The sequence below is a fragment of the Corynebacterium riegelii genome (assembly GCF_016728505.1).
Taxonomy (GTDB): Bacteria; Actinomycetota; Actinomycetes; order Mycobacteriales; family Mycobacteriaceae; genus Corynebacterium; species Corynebacterium riegelii.
This window is the reverse complement of the sequence record NZ_CP068159.1, coordinates 1,607,708-1,626,639: the sequence shown is the minus strand read 5'-3', so window position 1 is coordinate 1,626,639 and position 18,932 is coordinate 1,607,708. Positions and strand designations below refer to the sequence as shown.

Genomic DNA, 18,932 nt, shown 5'->3' with positions numbered 1-18,932 from the left:
ACGGTTACTGCGTCGGGCCGGGCTGATTCGGGGAGGCGATCATGTCGCGTGCTTGGGTTGCGGCGTCCGGGTCGCACAGCACGTCGTAGTGGCCGGCGACGATGGTGGTTGCAGACGAAAAATCACGCTTCCCGCCAGTAAAGGCGTACGCGATTGCCGCGAACACCAGGCCAAAGATGGCGCCGATGAGCAGGGACCACAGGATGATTGCCCAGCCGGTGCCAGTCTGTGTAAACAGGGACAGAATCAGGCCGATGAATACACCCATCCACATGCCTGACAGCGCGCCGCCACCGAGGATGCGGCCCCAGGTGAGTTTGCCGGTGATGCTTTCCACCTGCATGAGATCCACACCCACGATGGTGAGCTTCTGCACTGGGAAGTTGCGGTCCGCCAGGCTGTCTACGGCGGCTTGAGCTTCGGCGTAGGTTTGGAAGCTGCCTACGGGCCAGCCGGAGGGTACTTGCCGCGGGTCGCGCCCGCTGAATGGGGGCTGAGTCATGGAAGTCACGCTGCTTACTATAGCGCCCGCGCAAACGCCTATACTTGCTTGTCACCATGGCTACAACGAATTCGATCACCACTGCACTTGTTACTGAAGCGCTTTCGCGTGTGGACGACCCGGAAATTGGCAAGCCGATCACTGAGCTTGGCATGGTCAAATCCATTGACATCGCCGGCAATGACGTGTCGGTAGTCATTTACCTGACTATTGCTGGTTGCCCAATGCGCGACACGATTGAGCGCAACACCCGCGCCGTGCTTGAAGAGCTTGAGGGTGTGGGCAACGTGAGCGTGTCTATGGACACGATGAGCGACGAGCAGCGCCGCGAGCTAGCGACCAAGCTGCGCGGTGAGCAGACTGGCCCGGCTATCCCGTTTGCTGACCCGAATTCGCGCACCCGCGTGTTCGCGGTCGCCTCCGGCAAGGGGGGCGTGGGTAAAAGCTCCATGACGGTGAATCTGGCCACCGCCCTTGCGCAGCAGGGGTTGAGCGTGGGCATTGTGGATGCTGATATTTACGGCCACTCCATCCCAGGCCTCATGGGCTCTGTGGGTCAGACCCCGACGGTGGTGGATGAGATGCTGATGCCGCCGATTTCCCACGGCGTGCGCCACATTTCCATCGGTCAGTTTGTGGAGGGCAATGCGCCGGTTGTGTGGCGCGGCCCGATGCTTACCCGCGCTATCCAGCAGTTCTTAGGCGACGTCTACTGGGGCGATCTGGATGTGCTCTTTATGGATCTGCCGCCGGGAACTGGCGATGTTGCAATTACTGTTGCGCAGCTCGTGCCGAATGCGGAGCTGATCATTGTGACCACCCCGCAGGCTGCAGCAGCCGAGGTTGCGGAGCGCGCCGGCACCATCGCCCAGCAGACCGATCAGAAGATCGCGGGTGTTGTGGAGAACATGTCGGGGCTTCTGCTTGACGACGGCTCCGTGATCAACATCTTCGGCGAAGGCGGCGGCCAGCACGTGGCCGAGCGCCTGACGCAGCTGACGGATTCTGCAGTGGAGCTTTTGGGCTCTGTTCCTTTGGATCCGAAGCTTCGCCAGCACGGTGACGACGGCAACCCGGTAGTCATCTCCGAGCCGGACTCCCCCGCCGCCAAGGCAATTCATGAGATTGCAAGCAAGCTGAAGGTACGCCGCGACTCCCTGGCTGGCAAAAGCCTCAACCCCCAGGTGAAGTAATCGCCGTAGGTGCTGACGTGCTGTCTACAGCACGTCTTCCCAGTTGAACCCCGCCTCGCGCTTCGGTGCCTGCGGGGTTTGCTGTTGCTGCGGGGGCCGCGCTTGTTGCTGCGGGGGCTGGGCGGGTGCCTGCGGCTGCTCGTCTTCGTCGCTTTCGAACAGGAAACTGGTCATCGCTCGGCGCGGCCCCATCGCCGCATACTTGGTCACGGTGTCCAGCGGTTCTTTGAACTCTTTGAACTCCCCGAAGCCCTCAAGTTCGCCGTTGAGCTCTTTTTTGGCGTTCGCGATGCCTTTGCGTGCGGCGTAGATGGCCGCACGTACGTCTTCAATCACGCTGGGGAGGCGTTCCGGCCCGATCACAATCAGGCCGATGATCATGACGAAGAGGAACTCTCCCCAACCGAAACTGGAAAACACCTATGTCACTCTACCCTGACGGAAGCGTTGCAGCGCGTCAGCAAGCTTCTCGCGCGGGCTGCGCTTAGCTTCGGCCGCGTCATGCAGTTCGTCGTCATCACACATGTTGGCAAGCTTCTCGATGAGGGAGGTGGGGGCTTTCACGTGCTCGTCGGTACGCAAAAAGCGCATGCGTTGAGACGCCCCACGCTGCGCCACCACCTCCTCATGACACTCCTGGCACTGCGCAATGTGGTCCTGGGCGCGACGGGTGGCGCAAGCCGACAACTCCCCGTCTACAAACGCCGCAACCGCCTCAGGGCCTAAATGCTCCGTGGAAGAAAACCGCCTAGTCATCGCGAACGGATCAACTCCTTCGCCGCGGCGTCCACCTCCGCCTGCTGCTCCAAAGACTGACGCAGCTGGGTCCGCCCGCGGTGAATGCGCGAGCGCACCGTGCCCATCTTCACACCCAGGGTGTCTGCGATTTCCTCGTAGCTCATCCCCACCACGTCACACAACACCACAGCAACCTTGAAATCCGGGCTCAGCTCATCCAACGCCGCCTGCAACGCCGGGTCCAGCACAGACGCGTTGTACGCCTCATCCGGGGTCATGGTGACCGCAGGCACGCGCTCATAGTCCTCAGGCAGGGCCTCCATGCGGATCTTCGCGCGGTGACGCACCATGTCCATAAACAGGTTCGTGGTGATGCGGTGCAACCAGCCTTCAAACGTGCCGGGCTGGTACTTGGACACGTTGCGAAACACACGCATAAAGGTTTCCTGCGTCAGATCCTCCGCGTCGTGCTTGTCACCCGTTAAGCGATACGCCAGGCGATACACGCTGTCCGCGTGCTCGCGCACCAACTCACCCCATGTCGGCATTTCGCCCGTCCCAGCATCAAAGGCCGCGGTGCCGCTGAGCATTTCCGCTGTGTCTTGCGTCTCTGGCGCATTCATCACCGAGATATTACCACTATGGCCACCACGGCGTGGCCAACCAACTATGCTTCAAATCGTGACTGCAACAGCGTTTACCCAGATGACCTCTTACATCACCGACCGTCTCGCCGAGGCACCCGATGCGCTGCATCGCGCCCATGTGGAGGCGGATGAAAATGGGTTGCGTGCGCCGTCGATAGTCGTGGGCTCCTTGCTGCAAACCTTGGCTGGCACGACCGGCACCCAGGGTGCGGTGGCCGTAACCCCGGCTGCGGGTGTGGTTGGCCTGCACCTGCTGGCGGGCTTGCCGGAGAAGGCCGCGCTGACCTGCATTGAGCCGGATGCGGCGCTGCAGGCAGGCGCGAAGGACGCGTTTAAGCTTGCCGGACACGGTGCGTCGCGCACTCGCTTCCTCACCGCGCGCCCGCTGGATGTCATGGGCCGCCTGGCCGCACAGGCCTACCAGCTGATCTACCTGGATGTTGCACCGCGCGAGCTGCAGGCAGTGCTTGAGCTTGCCTGGCCGCTGCTCAGCCAGGGCGGGATGATCGTTGTCGCTGATTCGCTTCTAGACGGCACGTTGGCCGACCCCTCCCGCCGCGACCGCGACACCGACGCCGCACGCACCGCCGACGACTACGTGGAAACGCTCGCCGCCGACCACGGCGCGCTGGTGGCCCGCCTGCCGCTCGACGGCGGGCTCACCTTAATTACGAAGCGCTAAACCACTTCGTTTTTGCCAACCACCACAACGCCGCCGTCAGAGACGGTGTAGCGCTGGCGGTCGCGCTCCGCGTCCACGCCGATGATCTCACCGTCAGAGACGTAGACGTTCTTATCCAAAATGCAGTGGCGCACCACGGCACCCTTGCCAATGCGCACACCCGGCAGCAGCACGGAGCCCTCCACGGTGGCGCCTTCCTCCACACGCACATCCGTAGACAGAACGGAGTTGCGCACCGTCGCCCCCGACACAATCGAGCCGGAGGCCACAATGGACTCCTGCGCAATACCGCCCAGCACGAATTTCGCCGGCGGCAGGTTGCCGTCCTCCGTGGAGTGAATCGGCCACGCGCTGTTGTACAGGTTGAACACTGGGTGCGAGGAAATCAGATCCATGTGCGCCTCGTAGAACGAGTCGATGGTGCCTACGTCACGCCAGTAGCCCTTGTCACGATCTGTCGCGCCCGGCACATCGTTCGAGGAGAAGTCATACACGTTGGCCTGCCCCTTGGACACGAAGTACGGGATGATGTTGCCGCCCATGTCGTGCTCCGAGTCTTCGTTCTGCTCGTCTTCAAGGAGAGCCTTGATTAACGCCTCCGTGGAAAAGCAGTAATTACCCATAGACGCATAGGTCATATCCGGATCGTCCGGGGTACCCGGCGGGTTGGCGGGCTTTTCCAAAAACTCCGTAATCGTGCCGTCCTCATCGGACTGGATGCAGCCAAAGGCCGTGGCCTCCTCACGCGGCACGCGGATACCCGCAACCGTGGCGTCCTTGCCCGAAGCAATGTGATCTTCCACCATCTGTGAGGGATCCATGCGGTAGACGTGATCCGCGCCGAAGACTAGGACGTAGTCCGGCTTATCGTCATAGATCAAGTTCAGCGACTGCAAAATCGCATCCGCCGAGCCGTTGTACCAACGCTTACCGCGACGCTGCTGCGCCGGCACCGACGCAATGTACTGCGACGTCGGCCCAGACACATTCCACGCCGTAGCCACGTGACGGTCCAGGGAGTGCGACTTGTACTGCGTCAACACGGCAATACGCATATAGCCCGCATTCACCAAGTTGGACAAAACGAAATCAATCAAGCGGTAATTACCGCCAAACGGGACAGCGGGTTTCGCGCGGTCCGCGGTCAAGGGAAAAAGGCGCTTCCCCTCGCCGCCCGCAAGGACAATTGCAAGGACACGTGGCTGGCTCTTCATATGTCTAAGACTAGGGAAAACATGGCCCGCTCGCAGCACAACTAGCAAGCTTCCTGACACAGTTTGCGAAACGTCACTAGGGTGGCGGACATGAGAGTGGGAATGATGACAAAAGAGTATCCGCCGGAAATCTACGGCGGTGCCGGCGTCCACGTCACAGAGCTCACGCGCTTCATGCGAGGCATCGACGGTGTGGACGTGGATGTGCACTGCATGGGCGCGCCGCGGGACGAGGCAAATGTGTACGTCCACGGCGTCGATCCGGCGCTGGAAGACGCCAACGGTGCGTTGAAAACGCTGTCCACCGGCCTGCGCATGGCGCACAGTGCGAACAACCTTGATGTGGTCCACTCCCACACCTGGTACGCGGGCCTGGGTGGCCACCTGACCGGGCTGATGTATGACATTCCTCACGTGGCCACCGCCCACTCTTTGGAGCCGGACCGCCCGTGGAAGCGTGAGCAGCTCGGCGGCGGCTACAACGTGTCTTCCTGGAGCGAGAAAAACGCCATGGAGAACGCGGATGCTGTCATCGCCGTGTCTTCCGGCATGAAAGACAACATTTTGCGCGCCTACCCCAGCATTGACCCGGACAAGGTGCATGTGGTGCTCAACGGCATTGACACTGAGCTGTGGTACCCCACGAAGGGCACCATTACCGAGGAGCTCGGGGTTGACCCGACGCGGCCCATCGTGTCGTTTGTTGGCCGCATCACCCGCCAGAAGGGTGTCCCCCACTTGCTCAAGGCAGCCCAGCTTTTCGACGCTTCCGTGCAACTCATCCTCTGCGCCGGCGCACCCGATACGCCGGAGATCGCAGCCGAAACCCAGGGTCTTGTGGACAAGCTGCGCGCTGAGCGCGATGGTGTGTTCTGGGTGGAAGAGATGCTGCCGGCCGATAAGATCCGCGAGGTCTACGCCGCATCTGACGTGTTTGTCTGCCCGTCTATCTATGAGCCGCTGGGCATTGTCAACCTTGAGGCAATGGCGTGTGGCACCGCCGTGGTGGCCTCACGCGTGGGTGGTATCCCCGAGGTTGTTGTGGACGGCGTGACCGGCACGCTGGTGGACTATGACGAATCGGATCCCGAAACCTTCGAGCGCAACCTGGCCGAGGCCGTGAACGCCGTTGTTGCGGACGCGGACACTGCCGCACGCATGGGCCAGGCTGGCCGCGAACGCGCGGTGGCCGATTTTTCCTGGGCCACCATTGCGCAACAAACCGTTGATATTTACAAGAAGCTGATCTAAGAGGAACCTGCTCGCTGATGACTACGTTTAGACCCGAACTGCACCTCACCGCCGAGGAAGGCATCCTCGAAGGACCCGCTGGTGTTATCCGCCTCGGCGCGAAAAACGAACACGTGTGGCACATGTTCTACCAGTACCGCCCAACCCCAGACGGGCAGAGCCGCTGGGGCCACAGCGCAAGCGAAGGCGACCCGTTTAGCTGGTACGAGTGCAACGACGCGATCATCCCCGCCGGTGGGGAACGCCACCTGCGTGCAGGCGCCGTTGTCGGCGGCGATGTGGAAGACGACGGCATTGACATCTACTTCACCTCCCGCACCGATGCCGGCAGCACCGTCCAGGTGGCCCGCGTTGATGATGTGAACGCGCTGTGCAGCGATCTTGAAGACGACACGGTGGAGGTCTCCACCGCCGTCCAACGCCTAGGCAAGGTGGTGGAAAGCACCGACGAGTTTTCCAACTTCCGCTCCCCGTGCGTCATCCCTGGCTGGAGCCGCTTAAGCGACCGCGACGCAGGCCACGAAGGCTGGCTCATGCTCGCTGTCACCGGCCCCTCCGACAACCCGCAGCCGGTGGTGCTGAGCTCCGACGACGGGCGCGCCTGGCAGTTCATCGGCCCGCTGGAGTTCGTCGGTGATGCTGGGTTTGAAATGGACGGCTCCCTAGTCGCCCCGCGTCTGGTGCGCCTGCGCGACGAAGTAGACGGCGATATTTACGACGTACTGTTCATCACCACCGAAGTAGACGGCAAAGACATCGCCAGCTACATCATCGGACGTTTGGAGGGCAACCAATTCCACGTAGTCACCCCCAGCCAGCGCTTCGACTTTGGCCATGACTTCACACGCCCGCGCAACACCAACTACCCGCGCGGCACCGAAGACGAGTTCAAGCTGTACGAGCGCGCCTACATCTACGGGTTTATGACCAACGCGGGGCGCACCGGCGACCCCACCGCTGAGCCCAACTGGGAGGCGGAGGGCTGGGCCAACGCGCTGACGTTGCCGAGGCGCATCACGCTGCAGCACGGCCACCTTTACCAGGTGCCGGCCCCAGGGCTTCCGGATGCGGTTGATGAGGCGCAGCGTGCGCTGCTGTGGACGGGCCTGTGCGATATTCCGGCCGGTTCCGAGGTTGTCGTTGAGGTTATTGACGGCAACGGCGAGCCCGCCGCCCGCATCCGCCACACCGGCGAGCACATCGAACTTGATCGTTTTGACGGGGATCCGAAGACCGCCCCGCTTCACGACGATGACGAGGACAACATCACCGTCATCGTCGACGGCTCCACCCTGGAGGTCTATGCCGGCGGCGGCAGCGTAGCCATGAGCTCACGCTTCTGGCCCGAAAACGGCTCCAGCGGCATCAAGGTACGCACAAGCGGCGATGCGGAGATCTACTCCGAATGGCGCCGCGGCCACAGCTCGCTGCTCTAGCACTTGCGCAGGTGAACCAGGTTCGCCTTCGCGGTGACCCGCAACGTCTCCGGCAGCGCCGCAACACGGCTTGCAAGCGTTTCCTTATCCAGGTGGCGTGCCGACGGGCTCATGCCCACCTGGGCGGCGATCGCGGCGCGCTCCAACTCCATCGGGAACTCAATGAGCTGCGGCTCACCCACCAACTCCAGGTGGCCTTCCGCCTGCTCAAGCATGCGCTCCAGCTTGCCGCCTTCAACGCCCAAAATACCCAGCGGCTCACGCAGCTCATCCAGGTGGCCTTGGTGGGCGGTGAGGATGACGGCCTCGCCACCGTCTACAAGCACGCGCGCAAACTCCGCCGGGTTGCGGGGCGCGAAGACGACGGTCAGGGCGTGCACCGAGGCGTCGTGAAGCGGGAGGCCCTCCCACACATCCGCAACCACCGCACCCACTCGCGGGTGCGACTTAGCCAAGTGCTTCGCGGCCGGCACAGAAATGTCCAGACCCACGCCACGCGCCCCCTCAACGGTGTCCAGCGTGTGCGCCAGGTAGTAACCGGTACCGGCACCGACCTCCAGAATCACCGGCTCTTCAACGCCAGCAGCGCTGACTCCCAGCACCTGCTCCACGGCCTCGGTGACGGCCTCCACAAACGGCGCGAAATACCCCTGCGACAAAAACGCCTCACGCGACTGCACCATCTCCAGCGAGTCACCCTCATGGTTGAGGCCCTTGCCGCCAGCAAGCGTGACATAGCCTTGACGAGCCACGTCATACGAATGCCCGGACTCCGACACCAACCGGGCGCCGCCATCCTCCACGCGCAATGGGGTGCGATCCACCGGGTCAGCCAGCACGTCAACGATGTCTTTCAGCATGCGTGCATCCTACCGCACAATAAAAAACGCCCCGCGGGGCGGGGCGAAGGGGAATAATCGCGCTACTTCGATGCGTCAAGCAGCAGCTGCCCAAGTTCGGCAGCCTCTTCCTTGCTCATCTCCACAACCAAACGGCCACCGCCGTCGGACGGGATACGCATTACAATCTTGCGGCTTTCTTCCACTGCTTCCATCGGACCGTTACCGGTGCGCGGTTTCATTGCTGCCATGGGTAGGCTCTCCTTCGCTAACTAGAAGTTCTTCGCCCAATTGTACGCGCTCCGGCGCATCTTCGGGGGCCAGCGCTGTTGCGGGCTCCATAGCCAGCTCGGTACCCGTCAGCTGGGCAAGCAGCGCATCGACCTGGTCCATGCGGTATCCGCGGTGGACAACTTCCAGCTGGATGTCGTCAAAACGGCCCTCTTCAACGGCGGTCCGGTTGGCGTCTTTCACGTCGGCGGTATCCTCCATGGGCGGTAGCGCCTCGCCGCGCCCAAACACGGCGGAGAACAACCACATGCCCATCAGGGCAAAGACCGCCAGAGCCACAATCAGCAGGATCCACGAAAGCATGGGCTACATCATATTCCACGGTGGTCGCTGTGTGAGCGGCGCGGCCCCTTCCGGCAGCACGCCGGCGCGCGCAAGGACGGTACGGGTGACTACGTCGGCCATCGGTCCGAGCTCAGCAAGTGGCCGGTTGCGGTGGGTGCGCTCGCCTAGATTCACTTGGGTGATGGCGTTGGGGTGGGTGGCGTAAACGTCGATAAGCAACCCGATCTCTACCCCATAACCTGCAACAAACGGCACCTGAAGGGCGGTTTCTCTGCGGATGGCGTATTCGCCCGCCAGCGGCTGGTCAAGGCTGGCGAGCTGCGGGAAGTAGGTGCGCAGCAGCGGTTTGGCGGTCAGCTCGGTTACGCGCCCGCCGGCGCCGAGCCGCTCGTAGGTGGCGTTGACCAGGTGAATTGCGGGGTCTGCAAAGGGGGCGGCCAGTGTGTCCACCCACCGGGGCTCCACGTTGGTCACGTCCGCATCCACAAACACCACCACGTCCCCGCGCGCGGCTTTCACCCCGCGCCACAGGGCCTCCCCTTTCCCGGGCCAGGGCTTTTGCTTATCGACGCCACGCCATCCCACCACACGCGCCCCCACCCGCGCCGCCTCCGCGGCGGTGTTGTCAGTGGAGTCAGAATCGATCACGAGGACCTCATCGGCGCACGACGCCAAACACGCCTGTGCAACGTGCGCCACCGTGGCTTCCTCGTTGAGCGCCGGGATGACCACGCTGACGGTCAGGTTTCCAATCACGCCAACCCCCGGACGGTGTTCAGCGGCGGAGCCTGGCCGGCAATCGCGGCGGTCATGCGGATCACGTCGACGGTTTCACGGACCTCGTGCACACGAAACGCCGCCACGCCACGCGCTGCCGCCCACGCTGTCGCCGCCAAGGTACCGGCGACGCGCTCGCCCACCGGACGATCCACCGTCTCACCCACGAAGTCCTTATTGGACAGCGCCATCAGCACTGGCCAGCCGGTAGCCACTAGTTCGTCCACACGCCGCAAAAGCTCAAGGCCGTGGAAGGTGTTCTTGCCAAAGTCATGCGTCGGGTCAATGAACACCAGGTCCTCGCGGGCGCCCAGGGACACCGCGCGCTCGGCAAGCGCGGTGGTTTCGGCGATGACGTCGGCCACTACGTCGTCGTAACGCACACGGTGCGGGCGCGTGCGCGGCACCGCGCCACCCGTGTGTGAGCACACGTACCCCACGCCGTTTGCGCCTGCGACCTCCACCAGCTGCGGGTCAAAGCCCGCCCACGTGTCATTGATCAGGTTCGCGCCTGCGTCCACCGCCGCTTGGGCGACGTCCGCACGCCACGTGTCCGCGCTGATCACCACATCCGGGTGCGCAGCACGCACCGCGGCGATCACCGGCACGATGCGCTCAATTTCCTCTACAGCGTCGACCTCGTCGCCGGGGCCGGCTTTGACCCCGCCAACGTCGATAATGCTCGCCCCATCCGCCACCGCCTCAGACGCCCGCGCAACGGCCGCGTCAATCGCAAACGTCGCACCCTGGTCATAAAAGGAATCCGGGGTGCGATTAACAATGGCCATCACCTGGGCCAACGGCCTACTCAACAATGGAGTCAGCGATAGATTCGCAGCCGGTGAGGCGCTCATCCGTCATCACACGATGCGCGGAGACAATGTGCTCGATAGCTTCCTCGACGGAGTCGGTGACAATGAACAGCTCATCGTCGCCAGGCGAAATCAGCCCGCGACCCAAGAGCTGCTCACGCAGCCACGTGACCAGGCCCGACCAGAACTCCGTGCCCATCAACACGATCGGGAAGTTGGTCACCTTGCCGGTCTGCACCATGCACAGCACCTCAAAGACCTCATCCATCGTGCCAAAACCGCCCGGCAGGGAGATAAACGCCTGCGAGTACTTCAAAAACATCGTTTTACGCGCAAAGAAGTAGCGGAAGTTCAGGCCCAGATCCACCCAGTCGTTCAAGCCCTGCTCGTGCGGCAGCTCAATGCCCAGGCCCACCGAAATGCCACCCGCCTCGTGCGCGCCGCGGTTCGGCCCCTCCATCAAACCCGGTCCGCCGCCGGTGATCACGGCGTAGCCCGCCTCCGTCAGCGCCTTGCCAACCTCTCGCGCCAACTCATACTCCGGGGTTCCCTCCCCCAGACGCGCCGAGCCAAACACGGTTACGGCCTTCGGCATCTCCGAGAGCGCATCAAACCCCGCCACAAACTCGGACTGAATACGCATCACGCGCCACGGGTCCGCATGCTTCCAATCGTGATCCATGTGGCCCAGGGACTCCAGCAAGCGCTGGTCATACGTCGTTTCCTGCTGCTGTTCGCTGCGCAGCATCAGTGGGCCACGCAGCTTACGGTCACGTTCTGGCCGACGCGGAGTGATGTGGGGTGCCATGAAAACTCGCCTCCTATTTCGCTGTCAGGTAGTCCATGAGCTGCGCGTACACATGCTCAATCTGGTCAACTGGGCACTGCTCGTCGCGCTTGTGCGCAAATCCAGGATCTCCCGGCCCGAAGTTGACAGCAGGCACCCCCAGACTAGAGAAGCGCGCCACGTCCGTCCATCCGTATTTCGCCCGCACATTGCCGCCAACGGCACGCACCAACTCGGCGGCCACCGGGTCGTCGAGGCCGGGGAGGGCCGCGGGCGCCACGTCGTCGTAAATCAGCTCCAAGCCCGGCTCCAGGTCCAGCACTTCCTCCAGATGAGCCTTTGCCTTATCGACGCCACGATCCGGCGCATACCGAAAATTCACCGTCAACCGCGCAAAATCCGGAATCGTATTCGTGGCCACGAACCCTTCCATGCCCACCACGTTGAGGCCTTCGCGGTACGTGCAGCCCGCAATCGTGACGTCGCGCGGCTCATAGGCAGCAATGCGGCCCAGCACGCCAGCTAACTTGTGCGCGGCATTGTCCCCCAGCCACGCACGCGCGGAGTGCGCGCGAGTCCCGTGCGTGTCCACAAACACCCGGATCGTGCCCTGGCAGCCGGCCTCGATGATGCCACCCGAGGGCTCCCCTAGCAGCGCGATGTCACCCGCCAACAACTCCGGATGGTCACGCTCCAAGTGGTAAAGGCCGTTGTACTTCGTGGCCACCTCCTCGCCCTCATAGGCAATAAACGTCAAATCAAACGCGGCAGCTTCCGGGTCATTCGCCAGCGCCGCAAACGCCGACAGGTAACACGCCAAGCCGGACTTCATATCCACCGCGCCGCAGCCAAACAGCACACGGCCTTCCGGGGTGTCTTCAAAATGGTGCGGCGTGTTATCTGCAAGCGGCACCGTATCCACATGGCCAGCAAGCACCACCCGCTGCGCCTTAGCAAAATGCGTGCGCGCAACAAGGGTGTTGCCAAACCGCTGAACACTGATGTTTCCAGCGCTGCCAGCACTGCCAGCTTCAAGGTCGCGAAGCGCAGCTTCGATCACGTCGGCGATCTTGGCCTCATGGTGCGACGGCGACTCGATGTCGATGAGTTCGGTGGTGAGGGTCACGGGGGCGTCGATAAGCGAAAGCTCCATTGCGCTGATGCTACTTGGTTATGATGCAACAATGCTGCAAGGAGCCCACGGAATAGGAATTGCCAACATCGCCATGGACGGAACGGTGCTGGACACCTGGTACCCCAGCCCACAACTCGGCGGCGAAAACCTCACCACCGCAACCCGGCGCGTCTCCGCACGCGAACTGTCAGACCGCTTCTTAAACCTCATCGGCATGGACCGCGACCGGCTGGTTGAACTCGTGCCCGTCCGCACCGAAATTGCAGACCTCTCCGCCCCACCCATCGACGCCCACGACGTCTACCTGCGCCTCCACCTGCTCTCCCACCGCCTTGTCCAACCCATGCAAATCAACATGTTTGACTGCCTCGAACACCTCGCCGAAGTGGTCTGGACCAACAAAGGCCCCTGCCTTGCGGACAACTTCGAATACATCCGCACCAACCTGCGCTCCCGCGGCCAAATCCAGGTCTTAAGCATCGAGCAACTGCCGCGCATGGTGGACTACGTGGTACCCACCGGCGTTGCTATCGCCGAAGCCGAACGCGTCCGCCTCGGCGCCCACCTTGCCCCCGGCACCCAAGTCATCCGCGAAGGCTACGTGTCATACAACGCCGGCACCATCGGCCCGGCGCGCGTGGAAGGCCGCTTGTCTTCTTCCGTGACCGTCGGCGAAGGCAGCAAAGTCTCGCTCAACGCGCTCGTCGCCGCCGACGAGGGGGTGCGCCGCAACCGCAAACCGCTGAACATCGGCCGCAACTGCCGCCTGCGCCACTCCTCCGGGCTCATCGGCGTGGACCTTGGAGACAACTGTGAGCTCGGCCTCGGCGTCGTGCTAGAGCCGAGCACCACGCTTTTCGACGCCCGCGTTGGCCACCAAGTCCACGCCCGCGACATCAGCGGCGAATCCAACATTGTCATCAGCAACGAACCATTTTCGAACTCCCCGGTATTGCGCCAAAGGCCGTAGCGTAACGTCATCCACATGTCAGACAACACCTCGCTAGGGCGAGGACTCCAAACACGACACCTCACCATGATGGGCCTCGGCTCCGCCATCGGCGCCGGACTGTTCTTGGGCACCGGCGTAGGCATCGCCGCCGCAGGACCGGCAGTGCTTCTGGCCTACATCATCGCAGGCTTCATCACCGTCTGTGTGATGCAGATGCTCGCCGAAATGGTGGCCGCGCGCCCCTCCTCCGGCGCGTTTTCCACTTACGCCGAGCAAGCCTTCGGCCGCTGGGCGGGTTTTGCCATCGGCTGGCTCTACTGGTTCATGATGGTCATGATCATGGCGGTGGAAATCACCGGCGCGTCCGCGATCATCGCCTCCTGGTTTGCCATCTCCCCGTGGATCCCGGCGCTGATCGCCATCGTGGTGTTTACGCTGATCAACTTCGCCGCGGTGAAAAACTACGGCGAGTTCGAGTTCTGGTTCGCCCTGATCAAAGTGCTGGTCATCGTGGCGTTCCTCGCACTTGGCGTGGCGCTGTGGCTGGGGTTGTTGCCGGGCACATCCTTCGTGGGCTTAAGCCAGATCCGTGACGTTGGCTTCATGCCCAACGGCTTCGGCGGCGTGGCCACCGCACTGCTGGCCGTTGCGTTTGCCTTCGGCGGCATCGAACTTGTCACCATCGCCGCGGCTGAATCCGAAGACCCCGAAGTGGCCGTGCACTCGGCCATCAAGACCATCATCTGGCGCATCTCCGTGTTCTACATCGGCTCCGTGCTGCTGATCGTGCTGCTTCTGCCGTTTGACCAAATCGGCGGCGCGAACGACGCCTCCGAATCGCCGTTTACCGCCGTACTGCGCCTAGCCAACATCCCAGGTGCCGTGGGGATTATGGAAGCCGTCATCGCCGTCGCTTTGCTCAGCGCCTGCAACACCCAGGTCTACGGCTCCTCGCGCTTCCTCCACTCGCTCGCCGTGCGTGGCGACGCCCCAGCGTCCTTCGCCCAAACCGACCCCCGCGGGGTACCTGTTAGAGCCGTTTTGGTGTCCGTCTTCTTCGGCCTCGTCGCCGTCGGCCTGCAGTACTGGAACCCGCCAGGACTGTTGGCGTTCCTGCTCAACGCCGTCGGCGGCTGCCTGATCGTCATCTGGTTCTCCATCGCGTTTTCCTTCCTGCGCCTGCACCCGCAGCTGGTCGCGAGCGGAGAAATCACCCACGTCCGCATGTGGGCGCCCAGCTGGCTGCCCTGGACCGCCATCGCCCTTATCGCAGGCCTTGTCCTGCTCATGCTCACCAACCCCGACGGCCGCTTCCAAGTACTGGCTGTCACCGTTGTCGTCGGCGTCATCTGCCTCGCCGGCGCGATCTGGACCCGAAAGACCCCACGATGACCACACCATCCTCCGCCGCCACCAACACCGCCACCAACACCGCCACCGATGGCGATCTTGGCACCGGCCTCAAATCACGCCACCTCACCCTCATGGGCCTGGGCACCGCAGTCGGCGCCGGCCTGTTTTTAGGCGTCGGCGTAGGCATCCGCGCCGCCGGCCCCGCCATCATCATCGCCTACATCATCGCCGGCGCCATTGTCATCGCCGTGATGCGCATGCTTGGAGAAATGGCCGCCGCCCGCCCCTCCTCCGGCTCGTTTTCCACCTACGGACGGCAAGCCTTCGGCCACTGGGCAGGCTTCCTCCTCGGCTGGCTGTATTGGTTCCTGCTCATCATGGCGTGCGGGGCCGAAATCACCGGCGCATCCGCCATGATGGCCGGTTGGTTCAACGTCCCGCAGTGGGTACCGGCCCTTGTGGTGGTTGCGTTCCTCACCGCCGTCAACCTCGCGCAGGTGCGTGGCTTCGGAGAGTTCGAGTACTGGTTCGCCATGATCAAAGTCGCCGTGATCGTCGGCTTCATTGTCATTGGCGCAGCCCTCTGGCTAGGCCTGTTGCCAGCCAGCGGCTTCGTCGGCTTCGACAACGTGCGTGAATCCGGATTCGCCCCGCACGGCGTCACCGGCATCGCCGCCGGCCTGCTCGCCGTGGCGTTCGCGTTCGGCGGTATCGAAGTGGTCACCATCGCCGCCGCAGAATCCGAAAACCCGGCACAAAACGTCAAAACGGCCGTTAACACCATCATCTGGCGCATCGCACTGTTCTACCTCGGCTCCATTGCCGTCATCGTGCTGCTTCTGCCATACGCCCAAATCGACGGCGCCAACTCCGCCGCCGACTCCCCCTTCACCCAAGTGCTCGAAATGGCGAACATCCCGGGCGCCGCAGGGCTCATGGAGGCCGTGATCGTGCTCGCGCTGCTGTCCGCCTTCAACGCTCAGCTCTACGGCACCTCCCGCCTGATCTACCAGCTGGCCCTCGAAGGCGACGCCCCACGCTGGACCGCCAAAACCAACGCCAACGCCGTCCCCACCAACGCAGTACTGATCAGCGTTTTCTTCGCATTCGTGGCCGTCGGCCTGCAATGGTGGAACCCGCCGGGGATGATCGACTTCCTCATGGCCGCAACCGGCGGCTGCCTGATCGTCACCTGGATCATGATCACCCTGAGCTACATCAAACTGCACCCCCAAATCCGCGCCACCACCGTGCGTGTGCGCGGCGCATCCTGGGTCCCCTGGGTCACCCTCGCCGCCCTTGTGGGGCTTACGGTGCTCATGCTTTTCGACGCCTCATCACGCACCCAAATCATCTCCGTCACCATCCTTTCCGCCGTCCTCATCGGTCTGTCGTTCCTGACAACATCCAGCAAGCGCTAAGGTGTCTGTCATGACTTCTGCATCCGCCCGTGGTTTGGCAACTGTTACGCACGACGGCACTGTTCTAGACGTTTGGTACCCCGCCCCGAAACTCGAAGGCACCGGCGAGACCGGCACCACCCGAGTTGAAAAGGAAGACCCCCGCTTCGCTGACTTGGTGGGGCCGGATGAGGCGCGAGGGGTGGCTCGCGTGGTCGTCGATACGCAAATTGCTGACCTGGACCAGCCAGCGATCGACGCTTACGACGTCTACCTGCGCCTCCACCTGCTCTCCCACCGCCTGATCAAGCCGCACGGCGCCAACATGGACGGCGTGTTTGGCCTGTTGGCAAACGTGGTGTGGACCAACTACGGCCCGTGTGCCGTGGCCGACTTCCAGATGACCCGCGCGCGCCTGGCCGCCAAGGGTCCGGTTGTGGTGTTCTCCGTGGACAAGTTCCCACGCATGGTGGACTACGTCGTGCCGTCTGGCGTACGTATTGGAGACGCGGACCGCATCCGGCTTGGCGCACACCTGGCCGAAGGCACCACCGTCATGCACGAAGGCTTTGTTAACTTCAACGCCGGCACGCTTGGCGCTTCCATGGTTGAAGGCCGCATCTCCGCAGGTGTTGTTGTTGGAGACGGCACCGACATCGGCGGCGGCGCCTCCATCATGGGCACCCTGTCCGGCGGCGGCAAGGAAGTCATCTCGCTTGGTCAGCGCTGCCTGCTCGGCGCCAACGCCGGCGTCGGTATCTCCCTGGGTAACGACTGCATCGTAGAAGCCGGCCTCTACGTCACCGCGTCCTCCAAGGTGCAGGTCAACGGCGAGACCGTCAAGGCTGTGGAGCTCTCCGGCAAGGACGGGCTGCTGTTCCGCCGCAACTCCCTCACCGGCGCCATCGAGGTCGTACCCGCCAAGGGCGTTGAGCTCAATGACATCCTGCATGCCAACTAAGCTCACCTGGCCTCTGCCCGAAGAGGTACTCGTGGATGGCGACTTGGTGTTGCTGCCGTGGTCGCAGGTGGACACCATCGCGGGTGTACGCGACGATCTGATTGCCGCGTGCAATGACCCGCGCATGGTGCGCTGGACGCAAGTCCCCCACCCCTACACCGAAGAGATGGCTTCGGCATTCTTAGGCAGCACCGGACCTTCGTGTGCGCGGTGGGCGCTTGTTATGGACGCCCGCTTCTGCGGCAACATCGAACTACGCCTGCACTCCGAACAACACCGCTCGGGCGACTTCGGCTACAACGCTGCCCCCTGGGCGCGCGGACGCGGCGCAATGACGCGCGCGGTCCGCTTGGTCAGCGAACACGCCTTCGCCCAAGGGTTCCACCGCCTGGTGATCCGGGCAGGGGTCGACAACGCGGCCTCCCGGCACGTTGCCGAGCAGGCCGGCTACACCTTCGAAGGTGTCATCCGCGGCGGCGAATTCCTTCACGGGGAATTCATCGACATCGCGCAGTACTCGCGGCTTTCCTGTGATTAGCCGGTGACTAGCGATGCGACTAGCGATGCCCGCTAGTCACTGAAGAGCAGCTGCATCGCGCCGGGTGTTCTGGCCGGTACGGGTCTGCCGCTTGGCGACACCCACACCGGCGTCCCACCCCGCACCTCTATTCGGCCTCGGTAGTGGTGCGCCGGGTCATCATCATTCACCCCGTTGTGATAGCGACACAGCGGCGAAAGATTATTCATGTTTGTCATCCCGCCGCGCGCCCAGGACTGCACGTGGTGCATCTCGCAGGCATCAGAACCGTGACGGCAGTCCGGCGCCGGACACACCGGCATCAACAACCCCGCCAAGTCGCGCTGCTTCGCGTTGGCGAAACGCTGCGTGCGATACAGGTTCACCGCCCCCTCGCGCGGGTGGAACAGCGCCACTTCAAGCTCTGCACCGTAGTACTTCGCCAGGAACTCGGCACCGGTCATCGAGGTGCCGTCGGTCAGGTGCAGGGTCACCTCAGCTGCGGCTGCGGGTGCGTCAGCGGCAGCCGCGGTGGCGGTGGCGGCGCTCAGGCGGGTCCACGCCGGAAGCGGGATGAGGATCATCGGGCGGGGTGCGGCGTGCGGGATGCGGGTGGGGGCGCTGGGTGGGTTGTCGTGGGCGTCGTTACGCAAAAGGCCCACAAACGCATCCGCAAGCTGGGCTGCGGCCGGACGCTTATGGTCGATGACCTGGCGCAGCGCGTGCTCCACATCCGCAATGTCGCGCTCGGCATACGTCAACGTCATCGTCCGCATACCCGACTTCGAACGGCTAAAGCGCAGCTGCTTCTGCGGCGGCGGCTTCGGGGTGTCAATGAGGGTATCGGCGTGGCGCGAAAGGGCGTCATAGCGCCCAGTGAAGCGCAGCAGTTCCTCGCGCAGGCGCCAGCGCTCGCCGGCGTCGGAGACGCGGCGCAGTTTGCGCTCTATAAGCACGAGCTTGTCCAGGCTCGCCCCTCCCGCCATCTCGCGGGCCTGCGCCTGCCTGCGCGTAAAGCGCGTCGGCCCATAATAGACGCCGTGGACGGCCTGCCATTCACGCACCCGAGACGGAGCAATGCACGCCGCCAACGCCGCGTCACGGTCAAAGCCAGCCAGGGTGTCCACCCCCGCCGAGAGAAAGTCCCCAAATTCCATGGG

22 protein-coding genes are annotated in these 18,932 nt (G+C 63.3%); 9 read left to right on the top strand and 13 right to left on the bottom strand.

Features of this window, described 5'->3' with window-relative positions:
• Positions 1 to 4: 4 nt before the first annotated feature.
• Positions 5 to 502, bottom strand: coding sequence for a YflT domain-containing protein (locus I6I71_RS07705; protein WP_052204783.1), 498 nt, complete (start codon positions 500 to 502; stop codon positions 5 to 7).
• A gap of 56 nt (positions 503 to 558) precedes the next feature.
• Between I6I71_RS07705 and I6I71_RS07700 the strand changes: the two genes are divergently transcribed.
• On the top strand, positions 559 to 1,695 hold the full coding sequence (locus tag I6I71_RS07700; RefSeq protein ID WP_201820018.1) for an Mrp/NBP35 family ATP-binding protein: 1,137 nt from the start codon (positions 559 to 561) through the stop codon (positions 1,693 to 1,695).
• 24 nt (positions 1,696 to 1,719) lie between these two features.
• Here the strand turns inward: I6I71_RS07700 and I6I71_RS07695 are convergent, their stop codons facing one another.
• Genes I6I71_RS07695 through sigE form a run of 3 tightly spaced genes read right to left on the bottom strand, consistent with a single transcriptional unit; the run spans position 1,720 to position 3,056 of the window.
• Positions 1,720 to 2,115: a Sec-independent protein translocase family protein gene (locus I6I71_RS07695; RefSeq protein ID WP_101735098.1), complete on the bottom strand. Its 396-nt coding sequence runs from the start codon at positions 2,113 to 2,115 to the stop codon at positions 1,720 to 1,722.
• Entirely contained in the window at positions 2,116 to 2,451 is a 336-nt protein-coding gene (locus tag I6I71_RS07690) for an anti-sigma factor (protein ID WP_052204788.1), read from the bottom strand.
• Entirely contained in the window at positions 2,448 to 3,056 is a 609-nt protein-coding gene (gene sigE / locus I6I71_RS07685) for an RNA polymerase sigma factor SigE (RefSeq protein ID WP_052204789.1), read from the bottom strand. The genes I6I71_RS07690 and sigE overlap by 4 nt, the downstream gene beginning before the upstream one ends.
• An 82-nt stretch (positions 3,057 to 3,138) precedes the next feature.
• Here sigE and I6I71_RS07680 point away from each other — a divergent pair, with 82 nt between their 5' ends.
• A complete protein-coding gene (locus I6I71_RS07680; RefSeq protein ID WP_201823556.1) occupies positions 3,139 to 3,762 on the top strand; it encodes an O-methyltransferase in 624 nt (207 codons plus the stop codon).
• On the opposite strand, the gene glgC is transcribed toward I6I71_RS07680, so the two are convergent.
• The gene (gene glgC, locus I6I71_RS07675) at positions 3,759 to 4,976 is read right to left on the bottom strand and encodes a glucose-1-phosphate adenylyltransferase (protein ID WP_201820015.1); all 1,218 of its coding nucleotides are present in this window, start codon (positions 4,974 to 4,976) and stop codon (positions 3,759 to 3,761) included. The genes I6I71_RS07680 and glgC overlap by 4 nt on opposite strands.
• Positions 4,977 to 5,066: 90 nt before the next feature.
• Between glgC and glgA the strand changes: the two genes are divergently transcribed.
• Both glgA and I6I71_RS07665 read left to right on the top strand, forming a co-directional pair.
• Positions 5,067 to 6,227, top strand: a complete 1,161-nt coding sequence (gene glgA, locus I6I71_RS07670; protein WP_141738194.1) for a glycogen synthase — start codon at positions 5,067 to 5,069, stop codon at positions 6,225 to 6,227.
• 17 nt (positions 6,228 to 6,244) lie between these two features.
• A complete protein-coding gene (locus I6I71_RS07665) occupies positions 6,245 to 7,663 on the top strand; it encodes a GH32 C-terminal domain-containing protein (RefSeq protein ID WP_201820013.1) in 1,419 nt (472 codons plus the stop codon).
• On the opposite strand, the gene I6I71_RS07660 is transcribed toward I6I71_RS07665, so the two are convergent.
• From I6I71_RS07660 to dapE, 7 genes are all read right to left on the bottom strand, one after another.
• Entirely contained in the window at positions 7,660 to 8,523 is an 864-nt protein-coding gene (locus tag I6I71_RS07660; protein WP_201820011.1) for a methyltransferase domain-containing protein, read from the bottom strand. The genes I6I71_RS07665 and I6I71_RS07660 overlap by 4 nt on opposite strands.
• A gap of 62 nt (positions 8,524 to 8,585) precedes the next feature.
• Positions 8,586 to 8,753 (bottom strand): DUF3117 domain-containing protein, encoded by a 168-nt coding sequence (locus tag I6I71_RS07655; RefSeq protein WP_070462057.1) that lies wholly within the window; start codon positions 8,751 to 8,753, stop codon positions 8,586 to 8,588.
• Positions 8,725 to 9,096, bottom strand: coding sequence for a cell division protein DivIVA (locus I6I71_RS07650; RefSeq protein ID WP_201820009.1), 372 nt, complete (start codon positions 9,094 to 9,096; stop codon positions 8,725 to 8,727). The genes I6I71_RS07655 and I6I71_RS07650 overlap by 29 nt, the downstream gene beginning before the upstream one ends.
• A 3-nt stretch (positions 9,097 to 9,099) precedes the next feature.
• The gene (locus I6I71_RS07645; RefSeq protein ID WP_201823553.1) at positions 9,100 to 9,822 is read right to left on the bottom strand and encodes a glucosyl-3-phosphoglycerate synthase; all 723 of its coding nucleotides are present in this window, start codon (positions 9,820 to 9,822) and stop codon (positions 9,100 to 9,102) included.
• 8 nt (positions 9,823 to 9,830) lie between these two features.
• Complete coding sequence (gene folP, locus I6I71_RS07640; RefSeq protein ID WP_052204799.1) at positions 9,831 to 10,643, bottom strand: dihydropteroate synthase; 813 nt, start codon at positions 10,641 to 10,643, stop codon at positions 9,831 to 9,833.
• 16 nt (positions 10,644 to 10,659) lie between these two features.
• Positions 10,660 to 11,475 (bottom strand): LOG family protein, encoded by an 816-nt coding sequence (locus I6I71_RS07635; RefSeq protein WP_070495270.1) that lies wholly within the window; start codon positions 11,473 to 11,475, stop codon positions 10,660 to 10,662.
• 13 nt (positions 11,476 to 11,488) lie between these two features.
• Positions 11,489 to 12,607 carry a succinyl-diaminopimelate desuccinylase gene (dapE, locus tag I6I71_RS07630; RefSeq protein WP_201820007.1) on the bottom strand — a complete coding sequence of 373 codons (1,119 nt, stop codon included), beginning with the start codon at positions 12,605 to 12,607 and terminating at the stop codon, positions 11,489 to 11,491.
• A 31-nt stretch (positions 12,608 to 12,638) separates the two neighbouring features.
• Here dapE and I6I71_RS07625 point away from each other — a divergent pair, with 31 nt between their 5' ends.
• The 5 genes from I6I71_RS07625 to I6I71_RS07605 are packed head-to-tail and all read left to right on the top strand — an operon-like array spanning position 12,639 to position 17,793.
• Positions 12,639 to 13,559, top strand: a complete 921-nt coding sequence (locus I6I71_RS07625; RefSeq protein WP_052206391.1) for a DapH/DapD/GlmU-related protein — start codon at positions 12,639 to 12,641, stop codon at positions 13,557 to 13,559.
• Positions 13,560 to 13,574: 15 nt separating this feature from the next.
• Entirely contained in the window at positions 13,575 to 14,933 is a 1,359-nt protein-coding gene (locus tag I6I71_RS07620; RefSeq protein WP_201820005.1) for an amino acid permease, read from the top strand.
• A complete protein-coding gene (locus tag I6I71_RS07615; protein WP_201820002.1) occupies positions 14,930 to 16,315 on the top strand; it encodes an amino acid permease in 1,386 nt (461 codons plus the stop codon). Before I6I71_RS07620 ends, I6I71_RS07615 begins: the two co-directional genes overlap by 4 nt.
• A 10-nt stretch (positions 16,316 to 16,325) precedes the next feature.
• Positions 16,326 to 17,255, top strand: a complete 930-nt coding sequence (dapD, locus tag I6I71_RS07610) for a 2,3,4,5-tetrahydropyridine-2,6-dicarboxylate N-succinyltransferase (RefSeq protein ID WP_052204808.1) — start codon at positions 16,326 to 16,328, stop codon at positions 17,253 to 17,255.
• On the top strand, positions 17,245 to 17,793 hold the full coding sequence (locus I6I71_RS07605; RefSeq protein ID WP_201819998.1) for a GNAT family N-acetyltransferase: 549 nt from the start codon (positions 17,245 to 17,247) through the stop codon (positions 17,791 to 17,793). The genes dapD and I6I71_RS07605 overlap by 11 nt, the downstream gene beginning before the upstream one ends.
• Before the next feature lie 32 nt (positions 17,794 to 17,825).
• Here I6I71_RS07605 and I6I71_RS07600 read toward each other — a convergent pair whose 3' ends face one another.
• Complete coding sequence (locus I6I71_RS07600) at positions 17,826 to 18,929, bottom strand: HNH endonuclease signature motif containing protein (protein ID WP_201819995.1); 1,104 nt, start codon at positions 18,927 to 18,929, stop codon at positions 17,826 to 17,828.
• Positions 18,930 to 18,932 lie beyond the last annotated feature (3 nt).